At 56.2% G+C, this 21,476-nt stretch carries 21 protein-coding genes; 6 read left to right on the forward strand and 15 right to left on the reverse strand.

Annotation, left to right across the window (positions count from 1 at the left end):
• Positions 1–9: 9 nt before the first annotated feature.
• The 4 genes from prmC to V2S86_RS09755 all read right to left on the reverse strand — a co-directional run bounded on the left by prmC (position 10) and on the right by V2S86_RS09755 (position 4,304).
• Positions 10–843 carry a peptide chain release factor N(5)-glutamine methyltransferase gene (prmC, locus tag V2S86_RS09740; RefSeq protein ID WP_330762245.1) on the reverse strand — a complete coding sequence of 278 codons (834 nt, stop codon included), beginning with the start codon at positions 841–843 and terminating at the stop codon, positions 10–12.
• On the reverse strand, positions 843–1,928 hold the full coding sequence (prfA, locus tag V2S86_RS09745; protein WP_330762246.1) for a peptide chain release factor 1: 1,086 nt from the start codon (positions 1,926–1,928) through the stop codon (positions 843–845). The genes prmC and prfA overlap by 1 nt, the downstream gene beginning before the upstream one ends.
• Positions 1,929–1,959: 31 nt before the next feature.
• Positions 1,960–3,222: a glutamyl-tRNA reductase gene (gene hemA, locus V2S86_RS09750; RefSeq protein ID WP_330762248.1), complete on the reverse strand. Its 1,263-nt coding sequence runs from the start codon at positions 3,220–3,222 to the stop codon at positions 1,960–1,962.
• 329 nt (positions 3,223–3,551) lie between these two features.
• Positions 3,552–4,304, reverse strand: a complete 753-nt coding sequence (locus tag V2S86_RS09755) for a lytic polysaccharide monooxygenase (RefSeq protein WP_330762249.1) — start codon at positions 4,302–4,304, stop codon at positions 3,552–3,554.
• Positions 4,305–4,791: 487 nt separating this feature from the next.
• Between V2S86_RS09755 and lolB the strand changes: the two genes are divergently transcribed.
• The 3 genes from lolB to prs all read left to right on the forward strand — a co-directional run bounded on the left by lolB (position 4,792) and on the right by prs (position 7,522).
• Entirely contained in the window at positions 4,792–5,415 is a 624-nt protein-coding gene (lolB, locus tag V2S86_RS09760; protein WP_330762250.1) for a lipoprotein insertase outer membrane protein LolB, read from the forward strand.
• On the forward strand, positions 5,412–6,278 hold the full coding sequence (ispE, locus tag V2S86_RS09765) for a 4-(cytidine 5'-diphospho)-2-C-methyl-D-erythritol kinase (RefSeq protein WP_330762251.1): 867 nt from the start codon (positions 5,412–5,414) through the stop codon (positions 6,276–6,278). The genes lolB and ispE overlap by 4 nt, the downstream gene beginning before the upstream one ends.
• A gap of 296 nt (positions 6,279–6,574) precedes the next feature.
• A complete protein-coding gene (prs, locus tag V2S86_RS09770; protein ID WP_004943207.1) occupies positions 6,575–7,522 on the forward strand; it encodes a ribose-phosphate diphosphokinase in 948 nt (315 codons plus the stop codon).
• Between the two features lie 182 nt (positions 7,523–7,704).
• Here prs and ychH read toward each other — a convergent pair whose 3' ends face one another.
• Positions 7,705–7,983 (reverse strand): stress-induced protein YchH, encoded by a 279-nt coding sequence (gene ychH, locus V2S86_RS09775; RefSeq protein WP_330762252.1) that lies wholly within the window; start codon positions 7,981–7,983, stop codon positions 7,705–7,707.
• A 313-nt stretch (positions 7,984–8,296) separates the two neighbouring features.
• Between ychH and pth the strand changes: the two genes are divergently transcribed.
• Positions 8,297–8,887 (forward strand): aminoacyl-tRNA hydrolase, encoded by a 591-nt coding sequence (pth, locus tag V2S86_RS09780; protein WP_330762253.1) that lies wholly within the window; start codon positions 8,297–8,299, stop codon positions 8,885–8,887.
• 43 nt (positions 8,888–8,930) lie between these two features.
• Here the strand turns inward: pth and V2S86_RS09785 are convergent, their stop codons facing one another.
• Positions 8,931–10,460 (reverse strand): SulP family inorganic anion transporter, encoded by a 1,530-nt coding sequence (locus V2S86_RS09785; protein WP_330762254.1) that lies wholly within the window; start codon positions 10,458–10,460, stop codon positions 8,931–8,933.
• A gap of 333 nt (positions 10,461–10,793) precedes the next feature.
• Between V2S86_RS09785 and ychF the strand changes: the two genes are divergently transcribed.
• Positions 10,794–11,885: a redox-regulated ATPase YchF gene (gene ychF, locus V2S86_RS09790; RefSeq protein WP_122289854.1), complete on the forward strand. Its 1,092-nt coding sequence runs from the start codon at positions 10,794–10,796 to the stop codon at positions 11,883–11,885.
• 87 nt (positions 11,886–11,972) lie between these two features.
• Here the strand turns inward: ychF and V2S86_RS09795 are convergent, their stop codons facing one another.
• The 5 genes from V2S86_RS09795 to V2S86_RS09815 form a co-directional block, all read right to left on the reverse strand.
• Positions 11,973–12,566, reverse strand: a complete 594-nt coding sequence (locus V2S86_RS09795; RefSeq protein WP_330762255.1) for an ATP-dependent Clp protease proteolytic subunit — start codon at positions 12,564–12,566, stop codon at positions 11,973–11,975.
• Between the two features lie 44 nt (positions 12,567–12,610).
• Positions 12,611–12,955 (reverse strand): SRPBCC family protein, encoded by a 345-nt coding sequence (locus tag V2S86_RS09800; RefSeq protein WP_330762256.1) that lies wholly within the window; start codon positions 12,953–12,955, stop codon positions 12,611–12,613.
• Positions 12,952–13,266, reverse strand: coding sequence for an ArsR/SmtB family transcription factor (locus V2S86_RS09805; protein ID WP_330762257.1), 315 nt, complete (start codon positions 13,264–13,266; stop codon positions 12,952–12,954). Before V2S86_RS09805 ends, V2S86_RS09800 begins: the two co-directional genes overlap by 4 nt.
• 134 nt (positions 13,267–13,400) lie before the next feature.
• Positions 13,401–13,826, reverse strand: coding sequence for a universal stress protein (locus V2S86_RS09810; protein ID WP_006316732.1), 426 nt, complete (start codon positions 13,824–13,826; stop codon positions 13,401–13,403).
• Positions 13,827–13,973: 147 nt separating this feature from the next.
• Positions 13,974–14,504 carry a hypothetical protein gene (locus V2S86_RS09815; RefSeq protein WP_330762258.1) on the reverse strand — a complete coding sequence of 177 codons (531 nt, stop codon included), beginning with the start codon at positions 14,502–14,504 and terminating at the stop codon, positions 13,974–13,976.
• A 275-nt stretch (positions 14,505–14,779) separates the two neighbouring features.
• On the opposite strand from V2S86_RS09815, the gene V2S86_RS09820 reads away from it, so the two are divergent.
• Positions 14,780–15,595: a MetQ/NlpA family lipoprotein gene (locus tag V2S86_RS09820; protein ID WP_330762259.1), complete on the forward strand. Its 816-nt coding sequence runs from the start codon at positions 14,780–14,782 to the stop codon at positions 15,593–15,595.
• Between the two features lie 55 nt (positions 15,596–15,650).
• Here the strand turns inward: V2S86_RS09820 and V2S86_RS09825 are convergent, their stop codons facing one another.
• The 4 genes from V2S86_RS09825 to V2S86_RS09840 form a co-directional block, all read right to left on the reverse strand.
• Positions 15,651–17,753, reverse strand: coding sequence for a right-handed parallel beta-helix repeat-containing protein (locus tag V2S86_RS09825; RefSeq protein WP_330762260.1), 2,103 nt, complete (start codon positions 17,751–17,753; stop codon positions 15,651–15,653).
• Positions 17,754–17,947: 194 nt separating this feature from the next.
• Positions 17,948–18,868, reverse strand: a complete 921-nt coding sequence (locus V2S86_RS09830) for a sugar ABC transporter substrate-binding protein (protein WP_330762261.1) — start codon at positions 18,866–18,868, stop codon at positions 17,948–17,950.
• Between the two features lie 63 nt (positions 18,869–18,931).
• Entirely contained in the window at positions 18,932–19,960 is a 1,029-nt protein-coding gene (locus V2S86_RS09835; RefSeq protein ID WP_330762262.1) for an ABC transporter permease, read from the reverse strand.
• A 17-nt stretch (positions 19,961–19,977) separates the two neighbouring features.
• Positions 19,978–21,462, reverse strand: coding sequence for a sugar ABC transporter ATP-binding protein (locus V2S86_RS09840; protein ID WP_006316728.1), 1,485 nt, complete (start codon positions 21,460–21,462; stop codon positions 19,978–19,980).
• Between the last annotated feature and the right edge of the window lie 14 nt (positions 21,463–21,476).

Genomic DNA, 21,476 nt, shown 5'->3' on the forward strand with positions numbered 1-21,476 from the left:
GGGTTTCAGTTACTGCGGCCATTGGCCAAACGTCACGCGATCGTTATCGCCGTAATCACGGCGGGTAGCGACCGAAATAAAACCGGCGGCCTGCAGCAGCGCGCGTACGTTTTCTCCCTGCAGCCAGCCATGTTCAAGCAACAGCCAACCCTGAGGCTGCAGATAATGCGGTGCCTGCTGCACGATGGCGGCCAAATCCGCCAGCCCGTGCCCTTGCGCCACCAGCGCGCTGCTCGGCTCGAAACGCACGTCACCCTGCGCCAGATGCGGATCAGCGGCGTCGATATAGGGTGGGTTACTGGCGATCAGGGCGAAAGTTTGGCCGACCAGCGGTTCGAACCAACTGCCCTGCAAGAACTGTGCATTACCGATCGCCAGCTTTTGCGCGTTATGCTGGGCCAGCGCCACCGCCTCCGGCTGCAAATCGACGCCGGTCACGGCGCAATCCGGGCGTTCGCTGGCCAGCGCCAACGCAATGGCACCGGTGCCGGTGCCCAGATCGAGGATGGTGCAGGGGGAAGGCGGCAAGCGTTCCAGCGCCAGTTCCACCAGGCATTCGGTGTCCGGGCGCGGGATCAGGGTGGCGGGGGATACCGACAACGGCAGCGACCAAAACTCGCGCTCGCCGATCAAATAAGCCACAGGTTCGCCACGTTCGCGACGCGCCAGCAGCCTTTCCAACTGTTCTTGTTCCTGCGGCGTCAACAGGGTTTCGCCAAACGCCATCAGGAAGGTCCTGGCCCTGCCGGTCACGAAGCCCAGCAGGATCTCGGCATCACGTCGGGCGCTTTCGCTCTGCGTCAGCCGCGCACTTGCCGCCTTCAGCCAGGATTGATAATCCATTATTCAAGCTCTGCGGACAGCGCGGCGAGCTGATCGGCCTGGTATTCCTGCACTATCGGCTGAATCAGCATATCCAGCTTGCCTTCCATCACCTCGTCCAGACGGTAAATCGTCAGGTTGATGCGGTGATCGGTCACCCTTCCCTGCGGGAAGTTGTAGGTGCGGTTGCGATCGGAACGATCGCCGCTGCCCAACAGGTTGCGGCGGGTTGACGCTTCTTCCAGCTGGCGTTTGGCCATTTCGGCGGCGCGGATGCGCGCCCCCAGCACCGACATCGCCTTGGCTTTGTTCTTGTGCTGCGAACGCTCGTCCTGGCACTCCACCACGATGCCGGTCGGCAAGTGGGTGATACGGATCGCCGAATCGGTGGTGTTGACGTGCTGACCGCCGGCACCGGAGGAGCGGAAGGTGTCGATTTTCAAATCGCCGGCATTGATCTCCGGCAATTCGGCTTCCGGCACTTCCGGCATCACCGCCACGGTGCAAGCAGAGGTATGAATGCGCCCCTGCGACTCGGTTTCGGGTACGCGCTGCACGCGGTGGCCGCCGGATTCAAATTTCAGTTGGCCGTAGACGCCGTCGCCGGAGACTTTGGCAATCACTTCTTTATAACCGCCGTGTTCGCCTTCGTTGGCACTCATGATCTCGACGCGCCAGCGGCGCGTTTCGGCATAGCGGCTGTACATGCGGAACAGATCGCCGGCGAAGATCGCCGCTTCGTCACCGCCGGTACCGGCGCGCACTTCCAGGAAGATACCGCGTTCGTCATCCGGATCTTTCGGCAGCAGCAACAATTGCAACTGCTGTTCAAGTTCTTCCGTCGCCGCCTTGGCCTGCTTCATCTCTTCCTGCGCCATCTCGCGCATTTCCGGATCGTCCAGCATCATTTCTGCAGTGGCCAGATCGTCCTGCACTTGGCGCCATTCCAGGAAACAACGGCTGACATCGGTCAGTTGCGCATATTCGCGCGACAGGGCGCGGAACCGATCCTGCTCGGCAATAACGCCGGCATCGCCGAGCAGCGCCTGCACTTCTTCATGGCGCTCTTGTAACGCTTCCAGTTTGGCAACAATAGAAGGCTTCATGCGTGGTATTAAACCCTGTTAAAAGAGAAAACTAATGCTGATCCAGCCCGAGGCTGTCGCGTAATAACTGCAACCGCTCCACGTCGCCGTCGCCGGCGGCCTGCTGGAGGGATTTGGTAGGGGCATGAATAAGGCGGTTGGTCAGCCGGTGGGCCAGGTCGTGAATAACCTGCTCCACGTCAGCGCCTTGCGCGATGGCGGCCAGCGCTTTGGCTTCCATTTCGGCACGGATCTGGTCGGCCTGCGAACGGTAGTCGCGGATGGTTTCCACTGCGCCCTGCGAGCGCAGCCAGGCCATAAAGTTGGTGCTTTCCTGCTGAACGATCGATTCCGCCTGCACCGCCGCGGCTTTACGCTGCGCCAGATTGTTTTGAATGATGGCGTGCAGATCGTCCACGCTGTACAAATAGGCATTCGCCAGCTTGCCCACTTCCGGCTCGATATCGCGCGGTACGGCGATATCCACCAGCAGCATCGGCTGGTTGCGACGCGCTTTCAGCGCACGCTCCACCATCCCTTTACCGATGATCGGCAGCGGGCTGGCGGTAGAACTGATAATGATGTCGGCATCTGCCAGACGTTCGTCGATTTCCGGCAACGTGATCACTTCCGCGCCGACTTCGTCTGCCAGCAACTGGGCGCGTTCGCGGGTTCGGTTGGCGATAATCATATGCCGCACTTTGTGCTCGCGCAGGTGACGCGCCACCAGTTCAATGGTTTCACCGGCGCCGACCAGCAGCACGTTCAGATCGGCCAGCGACTCGAAGATTTGGCGCGCCAGCGTACAGGCGGCAAAGGCCACGGAGACTGCGCTGGCGCCGATTTCCGTTTCGGTGCGCACGCGTTTGGCGACGGAGAAGGATTTTTGAAACAGGCGTTCAAGTTCACCGGAGAGCGACTGGCCGCGTTGCGACTCGGCGAAGGCTTTTTTCACCTGCCCGAGGATTTGCGGTTCGCCCAGCACCAAGGAGTCCAACCCGCTGGCCACGCGCATCAGGTGGCTGACGGCGTCGTTGCCGTGGTGCCAGTACAGGCTTTTGCTCACTTCTTCCGGGCGCAGGTGATGGTATTCACACAGCCAGGCGACCAGCTGTTCGTGAAGATGTTCCTGTTGCTCCACGCTGAGATAAAGCTCGGTGCGGTTACAAGTAGACAACACCACACCGCCCTGCACCAACGGTTGTTGGAGCAAGCTGGTCAGCGCCTGATCGATAGACTCTGGGGAGAAGGTCACCCTTTCACGCAGAGAAACCGGAGCGGTTTTGTGATTTATACCTAACGCCAGCAGGGTCATTGCTTCGAGTAATACTTCTGTTGGTACGGGTTCTCGTTGAACGGCATTCTACTTGATGCGCGAGATCAATAAAAGTAACAACCGCATCTTCCGTTCAATCACTGATATAGCCGAAACCAATCAATGAATGATAATAAATTCAAAAAGTTAAATTATATCCAGATCAATAAGCACACTAAATTTTAGTTTGAAACGCGACGATCCGCACAGTATTCATCAATAAGTTATCCTGATTGAACGCTTATGGTCGTCCAAATAGTAACCAGAGCGCTCTTCATCGCCGGTTGCGGTGCCGGCATGCTACGCCGGCACCTTTAGGCTGCCGCAGTTTAGTTAGCTGCGGATACCCCGTCGAATCTTACATCGCTACAGCTGAAAAAGGTTTCTCTCGCTGGGTCCTGCCGTTCCCACTGCACATACAACAGCGTTTGCTTCCCGTCGGCGCGATCGGCCGGGATCTTGACGTCAATCTGGTAGACGCCGGCATATTTGACATGGTTGCCTTTGGCCGGCGGCGGAACTATCACTTTAGTCACCTCAAGCTGCGTCAGATCGCTCCATTTCAACTTATCCGTGGCGGCATTGAAGCTCGGCTTGGCAAGCGACACCGTCCACTTGCTCGGCTCATGCACCTGGGTGGCGTCGAAGTAAAGCGTAGCCTGGCCGTCTTTTACCGAGACGCTGCTCACCTGCCAGTCGGCATGCGGCTGGTCGATGCCTTCAAACTTGGCGATGCCCGCCGAGCAGAGCTGGCCGTCAGGGACCTTGTCTGACGGATGCTGAGTGCCTTCCAGGTTTTGCGAGTAAGCGGGCCATTCGGTAAACATCTGGCGGCGTTCCCAAATAGGGATGGTTTCCGCTTTGTACAAAAAGGCATTTCTGCAGGCCGCATTAGGCATGTTCGAGCCATCATCCGGGTAGTTGTACCCGCCGTCCTGTTCACAAATCACCTGGCGCGCCTTGGGGATCAAGGTAGCGCCGTGCTTTGGCCCGATCGCTTTCGGTTCGGTATTCTCGGCGGCATGCGCCGGCATCGTTAATGCAAACAGCATTCCTGCCAACAGAGAAAAACGCTTTTTCATACGAAATACCTTATTTTCATTATGTGTAGGGGGTGAAATGCCCGCATCGCCTGCGTGACACGCAGATGATGCGCAGCAGGCCAGCCTGCTATCTATCTGGCTTTACCAGCATAGACATCTTTTTCGTAATTCACATAAATAAAATTAATCAATTATTGCTAAAAACGAATGAAAAACGCATAAAAAGGCGTAGATAATTCAATAAACATTAATTTATTTGCTAATATATGCGATTTTGGCGCAACGCTGGCGTGGGCTAAAACCGAAGATATTCTCGCGACCGACGCGGCACCCCCGGGCGATTGTGTTAATCTTATGGCAACCCAAAGCTCAGCCGCCGAGTCGCCAAAGCGCCTGTTATCACCGCAAAAAGACGGGGATATTCAGAACGGGGCGTGTTGACGCTATCGCGTTCCCCCGCTAGCGTGAACGCTGAAAAAAGATTTCGCTGTGCATGCCCGCAAGGACAAAAGGACAAGAGAAAGTTATGCCAATCCGCAAAGTTAGTTTGCTACGTCTGATCCCGCTGGCCAGCCTGGTGCTGGCCGCCTGTACCACCACCAAGCCAAGCGGCCCGGCGACCAGCCCAACCTCACCGCAGTGGCGCGCTCACGAGCAAGCGGTGCAACAGCTCGGGCAATATCAAACCCGTGGCTCTTTCGCCTATCTGTCGGATCAGAAAAAAGTTTACGCGCGCTTCTTCTGGCAGCAATTTTCGCCGGAACGCTACCGCCTGCTGCTGACCAACCCGCTTGGCAGCACCGAACTTGACCTGAACGTGCAACAGAACGTGGTGCAATTGACGGACAACCAGGGCAAACGCTATGTCAGCGACAACGCCGAAGAAATGATCCGCAAACTGACCGGCATGGCAATCCCGCTGGATAACCTGCGCCAGTGGATGCTGGGCCTGCCGGGCGAGGCCAATGATTTCACGCTGGATGACCAGTACCGCCTGAACAAGCTGACTTATCGGCAAGGCGGCCAGACCTGGACCGTGGATTACCAGGACTACAACAGCGATCTCAAGCCGCAGCTGCCAAGCCGCCTGGAACTGAAACAGGGCGATCAACGCATCAAACTGAAAATGGATAACTGGACCCTCAAATGATCCGCCAGTGGCCATCTCCCGCTAAACTAAATTTGTTTTTGTACATTACCGGCCGCCGCGAGGACGGTTACCACCAGCTGCAGACGCTGTTCCAGTTTCTGGATTACGGCGATACGCTGACCATCGACGCGCGGCAGGATGACGCCATCCGCCTGCTGACGCCGGTCGATGGCGTGCCGGACGAGCAAAACCTGATCGTCCGCGCCGCACGCCTGCTGCAACAGCATTGCGACAACCACGGGGTGAACACGGTTCCGCGTGGCGCCGACATCAGTATCGACAAGCGTCTGCCGATGGGCGGCGGGCTGGGCGGAGGCTCTTCCAACGCCGCCACGGTGCTGGTGGCGCTGAATGAACTGTGGCGCTGCGGGCTGAGCGACGACCAGTTGGCGGAGTTGGGGTTGACCCTGGGTGCCGACGTGCCGGTTTTTGTGCGCGGTCATGCGGCGTTTGCCGAAGGCATCGGCGAACGGTTGCAGCCGGCCAATCCGGCGGAAAAGTGGTATCTGGTGGCGCATCCGGGCGTCAGCATCCCTACCCCGGTTATTTTTGGCGACGCGGAATTAAAAAGAGACACCCCGGTTCGCCCGTTAAATGTGCTGTTGCAGGCAACTTACGCAAATGATTGCGAACCAATCGCAAGAAAACGTTTTCGCGAGGTTGAACAGCTTCTTTCTTGGCTGTTAGAATACGCGCCGTCACGCCTGACTGGCACAGGTGCATGTGTGTTTGCTGAATTCGACACAGAAATCGCCGCCCGTCAGGTGTTAAATCAAGCTCCGGAGTGGTTGTGTGGTTTTGTAGCGCGTGGCGTTAACGTCTCTCCACTACATCGCATCCGTTCCGGGCAGATTGAACCGTAGTTCTCGTTTCGCTGCGCAGAGCCATGCACACCTGGCCCTGTAATCCCTGCGCCGCTGCGGTTTCAAGTTAGTTTTTATACCCTAAATAATTGAAGTTGCATCAAGGCGGCAAACGAGTGACTCCCGCTGAGCTTACTCCGGTAAGTGATGCGGGTGAGTGAGTCTAGCCAACACAGAGGCAACTTCAAGTATGACGGGTAACACACCCGTATGATATTGCGCCGGCATCGTTAACTGCCCCTTAGCGAAGGCCGTACGACAATATCTTCTCTGGACGCATGCCTGAGGTTCTTCTCGTGCCTGATATGAAGCTTTTTGCTGGTAACGCCACCCCGGAACTAGCACAACGTATTGCCAACCGTTTGTACACCAGCCTTGGTGACGCCGCTGTAGGTCGTTTTAGCGACGGCGAAGTGAGCGTGCAAATCAACGAAAATGTACGCGGCGGTGATATTTTCATCATCCAGTCCACCTGTGCCCCTACCAACGACAACCTGATGGAACTGGTTGTAATGGTAGATGCCCTGCGTCGCGCCTCCGCAGGCCGTATTACTGCTGTTATCCCTTACTTCGGTTATGCCCGCCAGGATCGCCGCGTGCGTTCTGCCCGTGTGCCCATCACGGCCAAGGTTGTCGCCGATTTCCTCTCCAGCGTAGGGGTTGACCGCGTATTGACGGTGGATCTGCATGCTGAACAGATTCAAGGCTTCTTCGATGTTCCGGTAGATAACGTGTTCGGTAGCCCGATCCTGCTGGAAGACATGCTGCAACAGAATCTGGTGAACCCAATCGTGGTTTCCCCGGATATCGGTGGCGTAGTGCGCGCCCGCGCTATTGCCAAACTGCTGAACGATACCGATATGGCTATCATCGACAAACGCCGCCCGCGCGCGAACGTTTCTCAGGTGATGCACATCATTGGTGACGTGGCAGGCCGTGACTGCGTGCTGGTTGACGACATGATCGACACCGGCGGTACCTTATGTAAAGCGGCTGAAGCGTTGAAAGAACGCGGTGCCAAGCGCGTATTTGCCTACGCGACGCACCCGATCTTCTCCGGCAATGCCGTGGAAAACATCAGGAACTCGGTGATTGATGAAGTGATCGTTTGCGACACCATTCCGTTGTCTGCTGAAATCAAAGCACTGAAAAACGTACGTACTCTGACGCTGTCCGGCATGCTGGCTGAAGCCATCCGCCGTATCAGCAATGAAGAGTCAATCTCTGCGATGTTCGAGCATTAATTCATTTTCTTCTGGTGCGGCGCCCTGCCGTACCGGAAGAACTATTGCCCGGCAGCAGAAAAGAAAAACCCGTTGGTGCGCAAGCAGCAACGGGTTTTCTACTCGTAGTCAAACATGACCTTAGACCTGAGTGCGCGGCAGTTCTCCTTTGCCGTAATGCCGCTTCCCTTCCGTTTTTTTAATCAATGCGACGAACGATGCTGATCGTTGCGGCAGCGTTTATCGAAGTGTTTTACCCACCAGTAACGATCCGCAACCTGCTCGCGGCCGCCGATACGTGCACCGACCAGCCACAGCAACGCACCGACGAAAATACTCATGACGGCGCCATGGGCGAAAAGTTGCGGTAAATCGAGCTGTGTTACTTCAGCGAGAATGTTGTATCCGACGCCGCCGATCATCACGACCAGCCCCAGCCCCATAAAAAAGTTGCCCATTCTGCACGCGTTTCTACGTTTCATATGTCACCTCCATAGCGTTATATGCCAACCGGGATAACTCAGCAAAGGGTTAACCCACTTTGATAAATTAAGTATAGTCCCTGGTCCGACAAGGGGTTTGCGGAGACGATCACAAATGGTAAAGAAAACGTGACAAATCTTTACCTTATCCGGTTTATTAGCCAACAAATTGAATTGTTCTTCTAATGAATTATTCAACTTTCGGCCTATGGCAGAATCAATACGCGGGAGTGGGCATCAGGATTTTGTCATTCGCGGCGGCGGCAGGTAGACTAATGCCCTTTCCATTATCTCGATCATAGCGAATTTCCCAGTGAGCAGTATTAAATTGATAGTCGGCCTGGCGAATCCGGGCGCTGAATATGCCCAGACGCGGCACAACGCCGGCGCCTGGTACGTAGATTTGCTGGCTCAACGCCATAACCAGCAGTTGAAGGAAGAGAGCAAATTCTTCGGTTACACCGCGCGGCTCAGTCTGGCGGGCAACGACGTGCGGCTGCTGGTGCCGACCACCTTTATGAACCTGAGCGGCAAAGCGGTGCTGGCGATGGCCAATTTCTACCGCATTGAGCCGGACGAAATCCTGGTGGCGCATGACGAGCTGGATATCCCGCCGGGCGTCGCCAAAATCAAACTTGGCGGCGGTAACGGCGGCCACAACGGGCTGAAAGATATTCAGAACAAGTTCGGCAATAACCCGAACTTCTACCGTTTGCGCATCGGCATTGGCCATCCGGGCGATAAAAACAAGGTCGTAGGATTTGTGCTCGGCAAGCCACCGGCCAGCGAGCAAAAAATGATTGATGAAGCGATAGATGAAGCCGCCCGCTGTACCGAAGTGCTGCTGACCGACGGGCTGGAAAAAACCGTTCGCCGCCTGCACAGCTTCAAGGCGCAGGCCTGAGGGTTACCGCAGCGGGCATGCCGCCCGCTGCTGCGTGTTGCTATTACGTCCGCACCTTAAAGGTTTCCTCGCCGACGTGGCTGTCATCGGTCTGATACCCTTCTTCAGCCACATAATACTGCGGGTCGTCCAGCTCATGGCTGCAAAACGGACCGGCCCGCTTCAGCAAACGCACGCAATCACCGCTCAGGTGGCGCAGGCGGATGGTTTTACCCGCCGCCAGATAGCGCGCCGTCAGCTTATCGATCGCCTCTACCCCGCTGGAATCCATCACCCGGGTGCCGGCAAAATCCAGCACCACGTTCTGCGGATCGTTTTTCGGTTCAAACAGATCGGCAAATGCCGCCGTGGAGCCAAAGAACAGCGGGCCGTCGAGTTGATACACCGCCACATCGCCCTCAACCTGGCGCTGACGAACGCGGATGCGTGCTTGCTGCCAGGCAAACACCAGCGCCGAGATAATCACCCCGCTGATTACCGCCACCGCCAGATCGGTAAAGATGGTAATCAGCGTCACCAACAGCATCACCAACGCATCCATCTTCGGCATGCGGCGCAGCCGACGCAGCGAACTCCATTCAAAGGTGTTGTAACACACCACCAGCATGACCCCGGCCAGTGCCGCCACCGGCAACAGACCGATATAACCCGACAGGCTGACCACAAACAAAATCAATAACAACGCCCCCACCACGCCGGAGATACGCCCGCGGCCGCCTGAGGTGAAGTTGATGATCGATTGCCCAATCATCGCGCAGCCGGCAAAGCAGCCAAACAGGCCGCAAATCGTGTTGCCTGCGCCCTGAGCGATGCTCTCGCGGTTGCCGTTGCCCTTCTTGCCGCCCATTTCGTCGAGCACCGTCATGGTCAACAGCGATTCAATCAGGCCGACCAGGGCGATCACCAACGCGTACGGCAGCACCACTTTCAGCATTTCCAGGTTGAACGGCGCTATCGGCAGGCTGAAATGCGGCAAGGTGCCAGAGATATCCGCCAGGTCGCCGACCCGCAGCGTATGCAGATTGAACCCGATCGCCAATGCGGAAACCAGGATCAGGGCCGCCAGCGAAGCGGGGATCACGCGCGTCAGCCGGGGGAAGAACACCACCACCAGGATTGCCAGCGCCACCAACCCGTACATCAGCGGCCCCTGCCCGGCAATCATATGCAGTTGCGCCAGCATGATGACAATCGCCAGGCCGTTAACAAAGCCGTGAATGGCGGGCAGCGGCACCAGCCGAATAAATTTGCCCAGCCGGAACACGCCGATCAGGATTTGGATAGCGCCGGCGAAAATCGTCGCCCACAGTACGTATCCCATGCCGTGCTGTGCAGCGAGGCTCATCAGCACCACCACAATAGAACCGGCAGCGCCCGACACCATGCCCGGCTTGCCGCCGAACAGCGCCGTCACCAGGCCGATAATAAAGGCGGTGTGCAGCCCGACGATCGGGGAAAGCCCGGCGACCAGCGAAAAGCCGACCGCTTCCGGGATCATCGATACCGCCACCACAAAGCCCGCCAGGACCTCGTTCTTGACGTCCGACAGCCTGATATTGCTCAGGTTAAACATGAGTTTTTCACTTCTGACAAATAAAAAATACATCCCCGCAGAACGGGAACCAAGGCCGCATGGCGCGGCAAACCGCAGCAGAGAGAGGCAACTCAGGGTGGACTGGGCAAGAAGGACATCCGGCGCGTTTCCTGTAGGTTAATCAGAAGCGCAGTATGTGTAAATGTGATCAAAATCTCAATGCAAAGCGGCCCCGCCGTCGCATTTTCCCGCCGTATACAGCCAGATCGAGAAAAACGCCCATTACGTGTATAATGGCGGCATTATTTTGCCATTTATGCAGCGGGTTAACCCTAACTCGCTGATAGTTAAGATATTTAAGGTGATAACAACATGGGATTCAAATGCGGTATCGTCGGCCTGCCTAACGTAGGCAAATCCACCCTGTTCAACGCGTTGACCAAAGCGGGTATCGAAGCAGCCAACTTCCCGTTCTGCACCATTGAACCTAATACCGGTGTGGTGCCGATGCCCGATCCGCGTCTGGACAAGCTGGCCGAGATCGTCAAACCTCAGCGCATCCTGCCAACCACCATGGAATTCGTCGACATCGCCGGCCTGGTGAAGGGCGCATCCAAAGGCGAAGGCCTGGGCAACCAGTTCCTGACCAACATCCGTGAAACCGAAGCTATCGGCCACGTAGTGCGCTGCTTCGAAAACGACAACATCATCCATGTGAACAACAAGGTTGATCCGGCTGACGATATCGAAGTCATCAACACCGAGCTGGCGCTGTCGGATCTCGACACCTGCGAACGCGCCATCCACCGCGTGCAGAAGAAAGCCAAAGGCGGCGACAAAGACGCGAAAGCCGAACTGGCGGCGCTGGAAAAATGCCTGCCGCAGCTGGAAAACGCCGGTATGCTGCGCGCGTTGGACCTGACCGAAGAAGACAAAGCGGCCATCCGCTACCTGAGCTTCCTGACGCTGAAACCGACCATGTACATCGCCAATGTCAACGAAGACGGTTACGAGAACAACCCATACCTGGACAAAGTGCGTGAAATCGCCGCCGCCGAAGGCTCCGTAGTGGTTGCCGTGTGTGCCGCCGTGGAATCCGACATCGCCGAGCTGGAAGACGAAGACCGCGCCGAGTTCATGGCCGAGCTGGGCCTGGAAGAGCCGGGCCTGAACCGCGTGATCCGCGCCGGTTACGAGTTGCTGAACCTGCAAACCTACTTCACCGCCGGCGTAAAAGAAGTGCGCGCCTGGACCATCCCGGTGGGCGCTACCGCCCCGCAAGCGGCCGGCAAGATCCACACCGACTTCGAGAAAGGCTTTATCCGCGCGCAAACCATCGCGTACGAAGACTTCATCACCTACAAGGGTGAGCAAGGTGCCAAAGAAGCCGGCAAGATGCGTTCGGAAGGCAAAGACTACATCGTTAAAGATGGCGACGTGATGAACTTCTTGTTTAACGTCTAAGCTTCAGCTTCGCTTCTAACTCAAAAATCCACGCAATTGCGTGGATTTTTGTTGTTGGCACAGGTGAAGTCTTTTCCCTTTCCCCGGCTACCGCCGCACCAGCACCCGATCCACCAGCCCCCACTCCACCGCCTCGTCGGCCGTCATAAAGCGGTCGCGATCCAGCACCTGTTCAACCTCTTCTTCGCTGTGGCCGCAATGTTCGGCATACAGCCGGATCACCCGCTTTTTGGTGCGTCGCATTTCTTCGGCATGAATAAAAATATCCGATGCCTGGCCCTGAAAGCCGCCCAACGGCTGATGAACATGCAGGCTGGCATTGGGTAATGCCGCACGGTGGCCCGGCTCCCCCGCCATCAGCAGAAACGACCCCATAGAGCGGGCGGTTCCCATGCACAGCGTATGCACCTGCGCGTTGATGAATAGCATGGTGTCATAAATGGCGAAGCCGCTGGTAATGGCACCGCCGGGTGAGTTGATGTAGAGGTGAATGGGTTTTTCCGGGTTCTCCGCCTCAAGAAACAGCAACTGAGCACAGACCAGTTCGGCGATGGCGTCGTTGACTTCGCCATTCAGAAAGATGATACGATCACGCAACAACCGCGAGTAAATATCAAAGGATCTTTCCCCCTGGCTGGATTGTTCTACCACCATAGGGACGAGCAGCATCGCTTCGCGCATAGGTGAACTCCGTTTTGCAGATACAAGCTGATGAATGAAAGGTGTCAGGCGGCGCGCATAAGGGGTTGCCCGCTGTCGTTGGCCGCCGTCAGGCGTGCGTCGTCCAGTACATGGATAATGCGCAACAGGCTGCCGCCATCGGCGTCAGGCCGGATTTGCAGCGTTACCGTGCTTTCGAGGAATGGCGGTTCGTCATCGCGCATCCGGTAGCGGATTTCCTCACCCGCCATCGAAACCACCGGCTCGGCATCGGCCAATATGTGTTGTGGCAACCATTGCTCGCGCAACTCAGGGATGCCAATCGCCCGCCAGACTTTCTCCGGCGGCGCGTCGAGCCGGTATTCGAGGAGCAAAGGCTCGCCCCGTTTTTCGCAGCCGGTGTCGTTCATTGGTCCATGTCCTTGAGCAAAATGTTCAATTTGTCGATCTGGGCCGGCCAGAAGGCACGGTACTTATCCAGCCAGCGGGCGAGCAGCGCCAGGCCCTGGGGATCGACTTCGTAATTGACGAAGCGGCCCTGCCGCTCCTCGCACACCAGCCCGGCGTGGCGCAACACCGCCAGATGCTGGGACATGGCCGATTGGCTGATTTGCATGCCTTCGCGCAGCGCACTGGCATTCATGCTGCCAATCGCCAGCTTTTCGAAGATGGCGCGACGGGTGGGATCCGCCAGCGCTTTGAAGATGTCATTTTCATTCATAACTACACATTAGTATCCACTTATCTGATACGCAAGTTTTCAGCATGAGATATTCATTTGGCTATCAAGGAACGAGGCAAAGGGTAGGCAATCGGGAGGCGACAAACCGCGCAGCCGCGCGGTTTGTTCATGCATCAAGATTTAATCGGGATCACCAGCACGTCGACGTTCAGCTGATTGATGGCATGGCGGGTCGATGAAAACAGGTTGTTCCACAGGTCGTGATGATGGCCGAAGATCGCCAGATCTATCCCTTTATCCACCACCGCGTTCTTCAATTGTTCAATAAAATCACCGCGCCCAATAATCACCTCGTTGATCGGGTAATTCACATTTTGGGTCATCGGTTCCATCTCTTTTTTGATCTTGTCGTCGAAGGATACGCCGTCGTAGCTTCTCTCCGAAAAGCCAATCGCCGCGTGATAGGTATCGTAATGAACGTCCACGTAGATCAGGGAGAGTTTGGCCTTCAAGGCGGCAGCCAGCAACGCGCCTTTTTCAACCAGCCGTTTGCCGTCATCGCTCAGATCTGTGGTAATTAAAATATGTTGATAACACATAGCGCCTCCTGTCATTGACTCGGTAGAGAGCCGAGGCTCCGATAGCCCATCGGGCCATATCGTTATGGTTAATTTTAGTTCAGAAACGCGGCAATCGGACGGGGATATTACGCAGAGAATGGCCCCGCTGCCGGGGCCAGAGAGGGATTAACGCACGCGCTGCACTTCAAACCAGACATTGCAAACCGACAGAATCAGCGTGTTGGCGTCTTTCACCAGCACGTTGTCGCCGGGCACGCCTTCGGTGCCTTGATCGGTGATGCCTTTAATCTCGGTGTCGGCATGCTGGATCGCCACCCGCTCAACCGATGGCGTACTGATGCCCAGCATCGGGAAGTCAATGTAGGAGCTGCTGCCGGAGTTGTCCTCGACAAACTCCTGCGCCTCGACCGTGCTGAGGGTAGCGCCTTCATTCTTCAGCGCGGTGCCGTTCCAACTGAAGCCGTCGGCCTTATAGCTGATTTTGCCGCCGACCAGGCTTTTTGCCTGCTGTTCGTCCCAGCAACCCACGGTTTGCGTCGGCAAAATCTTGCTGACATGCCAGTTGCCCAACAGCGTTTTGGGGATGGGTTCAACCGTCGCCTGCTGGCCCTGCTCCGCCGCCTGTACCTGCGTCGCCGATACGCAAGCCAACACCACCAGCGGCAGCAGCGCCTTGCTCCAGATGTTAAATCGCATTGTATTTTCCTTTCGTGAATTCTGCCCCTGCCGGGCCTGCGAACATCATAATAACCCGGTAGATCCGCAGTCAAAACAAACCGGAGAGCAAGGGCACAAACAGAGCAATCCTATAACCGTTATTTCACCCCCGGCAACGCCTGACGTTGCTCATAGCAAATCGCTATTAATCATAGTGAATCAGTCTTTTGTTTTATCCAGACGTTTACTTAGAGTCATAGCCACTGTTAAGCCTGCAATAACCAGCAGGCTATTTTGAAAAGGACTCTGGGAAAATGACATTTAGGCTAAAAAAGCTCGCCGCAACCTTGGCGGTAGCCGGTACCCTGCTGCTCACCGCCTGCGGGCCGGCGGATCAAGACAGCCACCATATTAAGGTTGGCATCAGCTCCGGTATCGATCAATCGATGTGGGCAGTGGTGCAGAAGGTCGCCAAACAGAAGTACAACCTGGATGTGGAAGTGGTGACGTTCAATGATTACGTACTGCCCAACGAGGCATTGAACAACGGCGATCTGGATATTAATGCCTTCCAGCACCGGCCATACCTGGAAAAACAAATTCAGGAACGCGGCTACAAGCTGGTCGCGGTGGGCAACACCTTCGTTTACCCGATAGCCGGTTATTCGAAAAAAATCACCTCTCTCAGCCAACTGCCGGACGGTGCACAGATCGCCGTGCCGAACGATCCCACCAATCTCGGCCGCTCACTGCTGCTGTTGCAAAAACAGGGGCTGATCGTTCTGAAAGACGGCGTCGGCTTGCTGCCTACCGCGCTGGATATCGTCGGCAATCCGAAGAAACTGAAAATCGTCGAGATCGAAGCGCCGCAGTTGCCGCGCGCACTGGACGATAAACAGGTAGCGCTGGCGATTATCAATACCAACTACGCCAGCCAGATCGGCCTGTCACCGGCCAGGAACGGTTTGTTTGTCGAAGACAAAAACTCGCCTTACGTCAATATCTTCGCTACCCGTATCGATAACAAAGACAGCGAAAACGTGAAGGATTTGGTCAAGGCCTACCAGACCGATGAAGTGGCCGCCAGCGCAGCCGACATCTACAAGGGTGACGCGGTGAAGGGCTGGTAACGCCCTTTATAACGCCAGCTCCAACCAGGGCGCTGCATCAGCAGCGCCCTTAATGTCAGTTACCGTTATTACACCGCGTAGTTAGCTTCAGCTCCGGCAGCGTTACCGCACTGGACGTCGGGTTGGTCAACGTGAAGGTCACCGTGCCCGCCTCACTGACGCACACCGTACTTTTCACTTTTTTCGGGCTCTGGTTAAACTTCACTCCGTTAGCGACAAAAGTGGGCTGAACCGCCGCCAGCTGCGCATCGATATCCAGGCTTGCTCCCGGTGCCAGCGTCACATCCTGAGGCAAGGACGAGACGAGCAGATCGACAAAATCGCCGCCGACCCACACCGGATCTTCCCCCACAGAGACACAACTGAACTTGCGCGGCTGCCCTGGCACCGCATTGAAGTTATAAACCTCATCGCCCACCCGCACATCAATACCCGTTGGCGGTTGGCTGTCGTAACGAAACGCCCTGCGGCCGTAAGCGGACGCGTCCATCTGTATCCGGCGGATACTGGTGATGCCAATCTGGAACCGGGTTACTGCCGTAAAAGCGGTATCAAATACGTTTTTGCCAATGACGGTGTTAGGGCCGTAGTCACTGCCGATCAGATACAACCCGGCAAAGGAAGAACTGAGCTGCACAATATTATCGGCGAACACAAAGCTGCCGGGATCGGACAGGCGGATGTGCCCCTGATTGCTGTCCGTTACCCGATTGCCGACAAAGCTGCCACCCGCGGCCAGCTTGATATAATTGCTGCCGGAACCGGCGCTGGTGAAGGTAGAGCCTTCAAAGAAATTGCCGCTGGTGACGCAGCCGCTGGTGGAAAGGCCAATCTTGCAGTTCAGTACACGGTTGCCGGTAATGGTGGCACCCGTGGCGGAGATGCCGGGGTATTCCGCCGTCGGGCTGGTACCGCAGGTATCCACCTGATTATCGGCGATCAGCGCGTATTGCACGAGAATCTCATTCAGCGTGGTGAAGCTGATACCGTTCTGTACCGTATTGCGCACGGTATTACCCACGCACTTGCTGCGTTTAATCGGGTTTTTCTGTGGGTTATTGCTCAATTCGCTGTCCACAATGATACCGAAGCGATCGATGTTATCGACAAAGTTATCCGCCACCTCCCAGTCTTCAATATTGGTGAAGGCGATACCGTAGGAAAGGTTGGTCAACGAGTTTCCCTGCACCAGCAAATTGCGGAAGAAAGTGGTAGAACCGCCATTTTCGTCATTGAGAGTAATGCCGCCACCGCGATGCCCCTGCGCAGTATCGGGTGCGCCAATCGCATCGTACAGACGGTTATTGAGGATCTTGCCGTCAAAACTGCTGGTCGAAGAGGTCTTCAGCAAAATACCGTCACCGTTATGGTGGTAGATTTCATTGTCGCGCAGCACCCACCGGCGGCTACCGCGCACCGCAATGCCCTCTTCACCCAACTCATGGCATTTATTGCTGACCACCTCGAAACTTTCCGACTGTCTGATGCTGATCGCATCGGTATGCATAAACAGATCAAGGTCGTGCAAACGGAAGCGTTGGCCACCGTCAACAAACAACGCGGTGGCCTGTTTCGACCACAAACGAGTCGGATCGCTGCCATTGCGGGTCAGCGTCAGATCGCCAAACGTAAAGTCGGTTTTATTGACAAACTGCACCATGGTCAACGTAGTTTTATTGTTGTCCAGATAGAGTTTTCCGCCGCCGCCAATCGTGGTGAAACCCGGCGCGTCCAAGGGTTCAAACGGCGTTGTCTGATTCGATTCAACCACATCCGCCAGACGGTAATGTCCTCCCAGCACCATCTTCTGCGGCGATTGTGCAGAAGCGACGCTGTTGGCATAACTGAACAGTTGCTTCAATGCGGGATAATCATTGTTGAGGCCATCACCCACAGCACCGAACATTTCCGGATTCAACACCGAGTCGGCGTCCAGCACCCGCATCCAGCAGTAGGGTGAGCTGGCCGGTTGCGCCACATAAATGCAACCGTCAGGCGTAATGCCGGCGGCAGGAACAGCGACAAAGGTACCGCCACCCAAAGTGCCACGGATTTGTTTGCCTAGCAGGCCCGCTTTGAAAGCAGCAACTTTCATCAGCGATCCGGTGGGGGCCGTTTGTTGGCCCAACGCAATAATATCGATACAAGTGTCGGTCATGATGTGTCTCCTCGCGGTGGCACTATTGCCACCCAATGACTGTATATAAATACAGTTATCAGCGAAATCTACCCGCCGATGACACAACAAAAAAGAGCTGCAAGCAGCTCCCGAGGTTGAGGATAAAATCACGACAGGCACAATATGCAGCGCCCCGCCAAGGAAACAGAAACAGGCTTTGAATGGCTACGCCGTCACTGCTTCGCCACGAATTTTTGCATAGTGGCCGGCGTTACCAGCTCAAACGGGATCCAGTAATACGGCTCCAGTTTTTCGCCTTTGATCATCCGCTGCGCTACGTCGACCGAAGCTTTGCCCTGGCCAACGGCGTCCTGGAATACCGTCACCTGCATCTTGCCGGAAGACAGCGCCTTCAGGCCGTCCGGCGTGGCGTCGATGCCGCCGATCAGCACCTTGCTGTCACGCTTGCCGGCCTGCTGCAATGCCATGATCGCGCCAATCGCCATCTCGTCGTTGTTGGCGGCGACAATATCGATAGGTTCGCCGTTAGTGACCCAGTTCATCATCAAATCCATGCCTTCGCTGCGCGAGTAGTTGGCGCTTTGCTTTTGCACGACCTTCATGTTCGGGTACTTCGCTACCACCTGCTCCACGTCTTTGGTGCGTTGCAGCGCACCGGCATCTGTCAGGTTACCGATCATGATCGCGACATTGCCCTTGTAGTTCGCCAGACGCGCCAACTCTTCCATTTGCAGGGTGCCGGACTCTTTCTCGTCGGAACCGACAAACACCACGCCGGCAGGCAACTTGCTGTCGCCCGGCGTGCGGTTCACGTACACCAACGGAATGCCCGCCTTCGTCACCAGTTTGGTGATGGCCGGCGTACCCGCCGAATTGACCGGATCGACAATAATCGCGTCCACGCCGGCGCTGATAAAGCTCTGCACCTGATCGGTCTGGCGGCCAACGTCGCCGCGTGCGTCTTCGAACTGCACGGTGATGCCGCGCGCCTTGGCCTCTTTGTCTATCGAGTGGCGGATAATGGTCAGGAAGTTCTGGTCAAAATAGGCCATCGATACGCCGATGGTTTCCGCCAGCGCCGAGGTGGAACAGCTGAGCGCCGCCACCAGCACGATTTTTTTTAAGTATTTCATGGTGATTCCCCAGAGGTAAAAAAATACCGCCGGCCAGGCTGCTCCGGCGGAAATTCACGGCAATCAGTGTTTTTTGCGGTTACGGTGCATGTCGATCGACACGGCGGCGACGATAATCACGCCTTTGATAATGTCCTGAATGTAGGAGTCCACGCCGATAAAGGTGAAGCCGCTTTTAATCAGCCCGAGGATCACCGCGCCGATCAGCGTGCCGGTAATGCGCCCGACGCCGCCCATCAGGCTGCTGCCGCCGATCACCGCCGCGGCGATGGCATCCAGTTCGTAAGACATCCCCATGCTCGACTGCCCGCTGCTGACGCGCGCCGCCAGCACCACACCCGCCAACCCCGCCAGACCGCCGGCGATGGTATACACCGTCACCAGGTATTTATTGACGTTGATGCCGGATACCCGGGCCGAGGTCATGTTGCCGCCGATAGCGTAGATATATTTGCCGTAGCGGGTATGTTTCAGCGCGATATGGAAAATCACCGCAATCACCAGGAAGATGATCACCGGCATCGCGCCCTGGCCGATCGAGGTAAAGCCGTCGGACAGGAAGCTGACCGGGTTACCCTGGGTGTAATACTGCGCCAGGCCGCGCGCCGACACCATCATGCCCAGAGTGGCGATAAAAGGCGGAATACCGGTGCGGGTAATCAGGAAACCGTTGATGAAGCCGCAAACGATGCCCACCCCTATCCCCGCGCCGATCGGGATCGCCGCAGGCAAATCGAGCAGTGCCGGGTACATCGGTGAAATGCTGTCGGAGGTTTGCGCCAAACTGGCCGCCACCACCGCCGTCAGCGCAATCAGCGAGCCGGATGAAAGATCGATGCCGGTGGTGATAATGACCTGGGTAACGCCGACGGCGATGATGCCGATAATCGCCACCTGCAGTACGATCAGCAACAGCCGGTTGGGGTTCATCAGGAATGACCGATCGCGGATATACCAGCCGAGAATTTCGAATATCAGCGCGATGCCGATCATTACGATGAAGATGCCGGTGTCTTTCGGCATTTTACCGCTCAGGCCAGAGAACAGTGGCGCTTTACCCGCAAGCGGCTTCTCGATTTTTACATTACTCATGGTGGTTCACCTTTGCGTTATTCAGAGGCCAGCGCCAGGATTTTTTCCTGATCCGCTTCTTCTTTATCCAAAATGCCGGTAATACGGCCGCCGTGCATGACCATCACCCGGTCGCTCATGCCAAGGATCTCCGGCAATTCCGAGGACACCAAAATAATGGCGACGCCACGGTTGGCCAGCTCGCTGATCAGGCGATAAATTTCCGCTTTCGCCCCTACGTCGATACCGCGCGTGGGCTCGTCGAGAATCAATATTTTCGGCTGTGCCAGCAGCCAGCGAGCGATAAGCACCTTCTGCTGATTGCCGCCGCTCAGGTTATTGATGATTTGATCCATGGTCGGGGTTTTGATGTTGAGCTTTTTAATCTGCTCCATGCAGTCTTTGGCCATTTGCACATGGCTGACAAACCCGTTCTTGCCGATGTACTCCGACAGGTTGACGATACTCATGTTCTCGACCACCGACAGCACCAGAAACAACCCGGACTTTTTGCGATCTTCGGTAAGAAAAGCCAGCCCGAGTTCGATGGCCTTCGATGGGGAATCGACCTTCGCCGCCTTACCCTCGATAAAGATGCTGCCACCGTCCGCCGGGTGCATGCCGAACAAACTTTCCATCACCTCGCTGCGGCCTGCGCCCACCAGCCCGGCGACGCCGAGGATTTCGCCGCGTTTAACGCTGAACGAAACATCGTGGAACCAGTCCGAACGCCGCAGCCCTTCGACCCGCAGCACTTCCTCGCCGATATTGTTGTTGAACTTGGGGAACATTTGGGTCAGTTCGCGCCCCACCATCATGGTGATCAGCGATTGCTTGGTCAGGTTTTCGGTTTTATCGCAGGCGATAAAGGTGCCGTCGCGGAAAATACTCACCTCATCGGTGATGGCAAAAATCTCGTCCATCTTGTGGCTGATGTAGATAATGCCTTTGCCCTGTTCACGCAGCTCGCGAATGATGGCGAACAGGTGCCCGACCTCGCTTTCGGTCAGCGCCGAGGTCGGTTCGTCCATAATCAGGACGTCTGCGTTATAGGAAACCGCCTTGGCGATCTCCACCATTTGCTGGCTGGCGATGCTAAGTTCGCCGACCAGAGTCTCCGGTTTTAACTTGATGTTCAGCCGCGCCAGCAGATCGCGGGTTTTTCTGTTCAGCTCGTCATGATTGACGAAGCCGAGCCGCACCGGTTCGCGCCCCAGCCAGATGTTTTCCGCCACCGTCATGTAAGGCACCAGGTTAAGCTCCTGGTGAATCATGGAAATGCCCGAATGCAGCGCCTGCAGCGTGTCGCTGAAGATCACCGGTTCGCCTTTTATTTTAATGGTGCCTTCGTCGGGGTGATAAATGCCGATTAAACATTTCATCAGCGTGGATTTTCCCGCGCCGTTCTCCCCCATTAACGCGTGTACGCTGCCTGGTTTGATTTTAATTGAGACCTTGTCCAGCGCCTTCACGCCGGGAAACTGCTTACTGATGCCTTCAGCCTCAAGAACATAAGGATACATGCTGATAACCTCCG

The sequence above is a fragment of the Serratia sp. C2(1) genome (genome assembly GCF_036352655.1).
In the GTDB taxonomy this organism is placed as follows: Bacteria; Pseudomonadota; Gammaproteobacteria; order Enterobacterales; family Enterobacteriaceae; genus Serratia; species Serratia inhibens.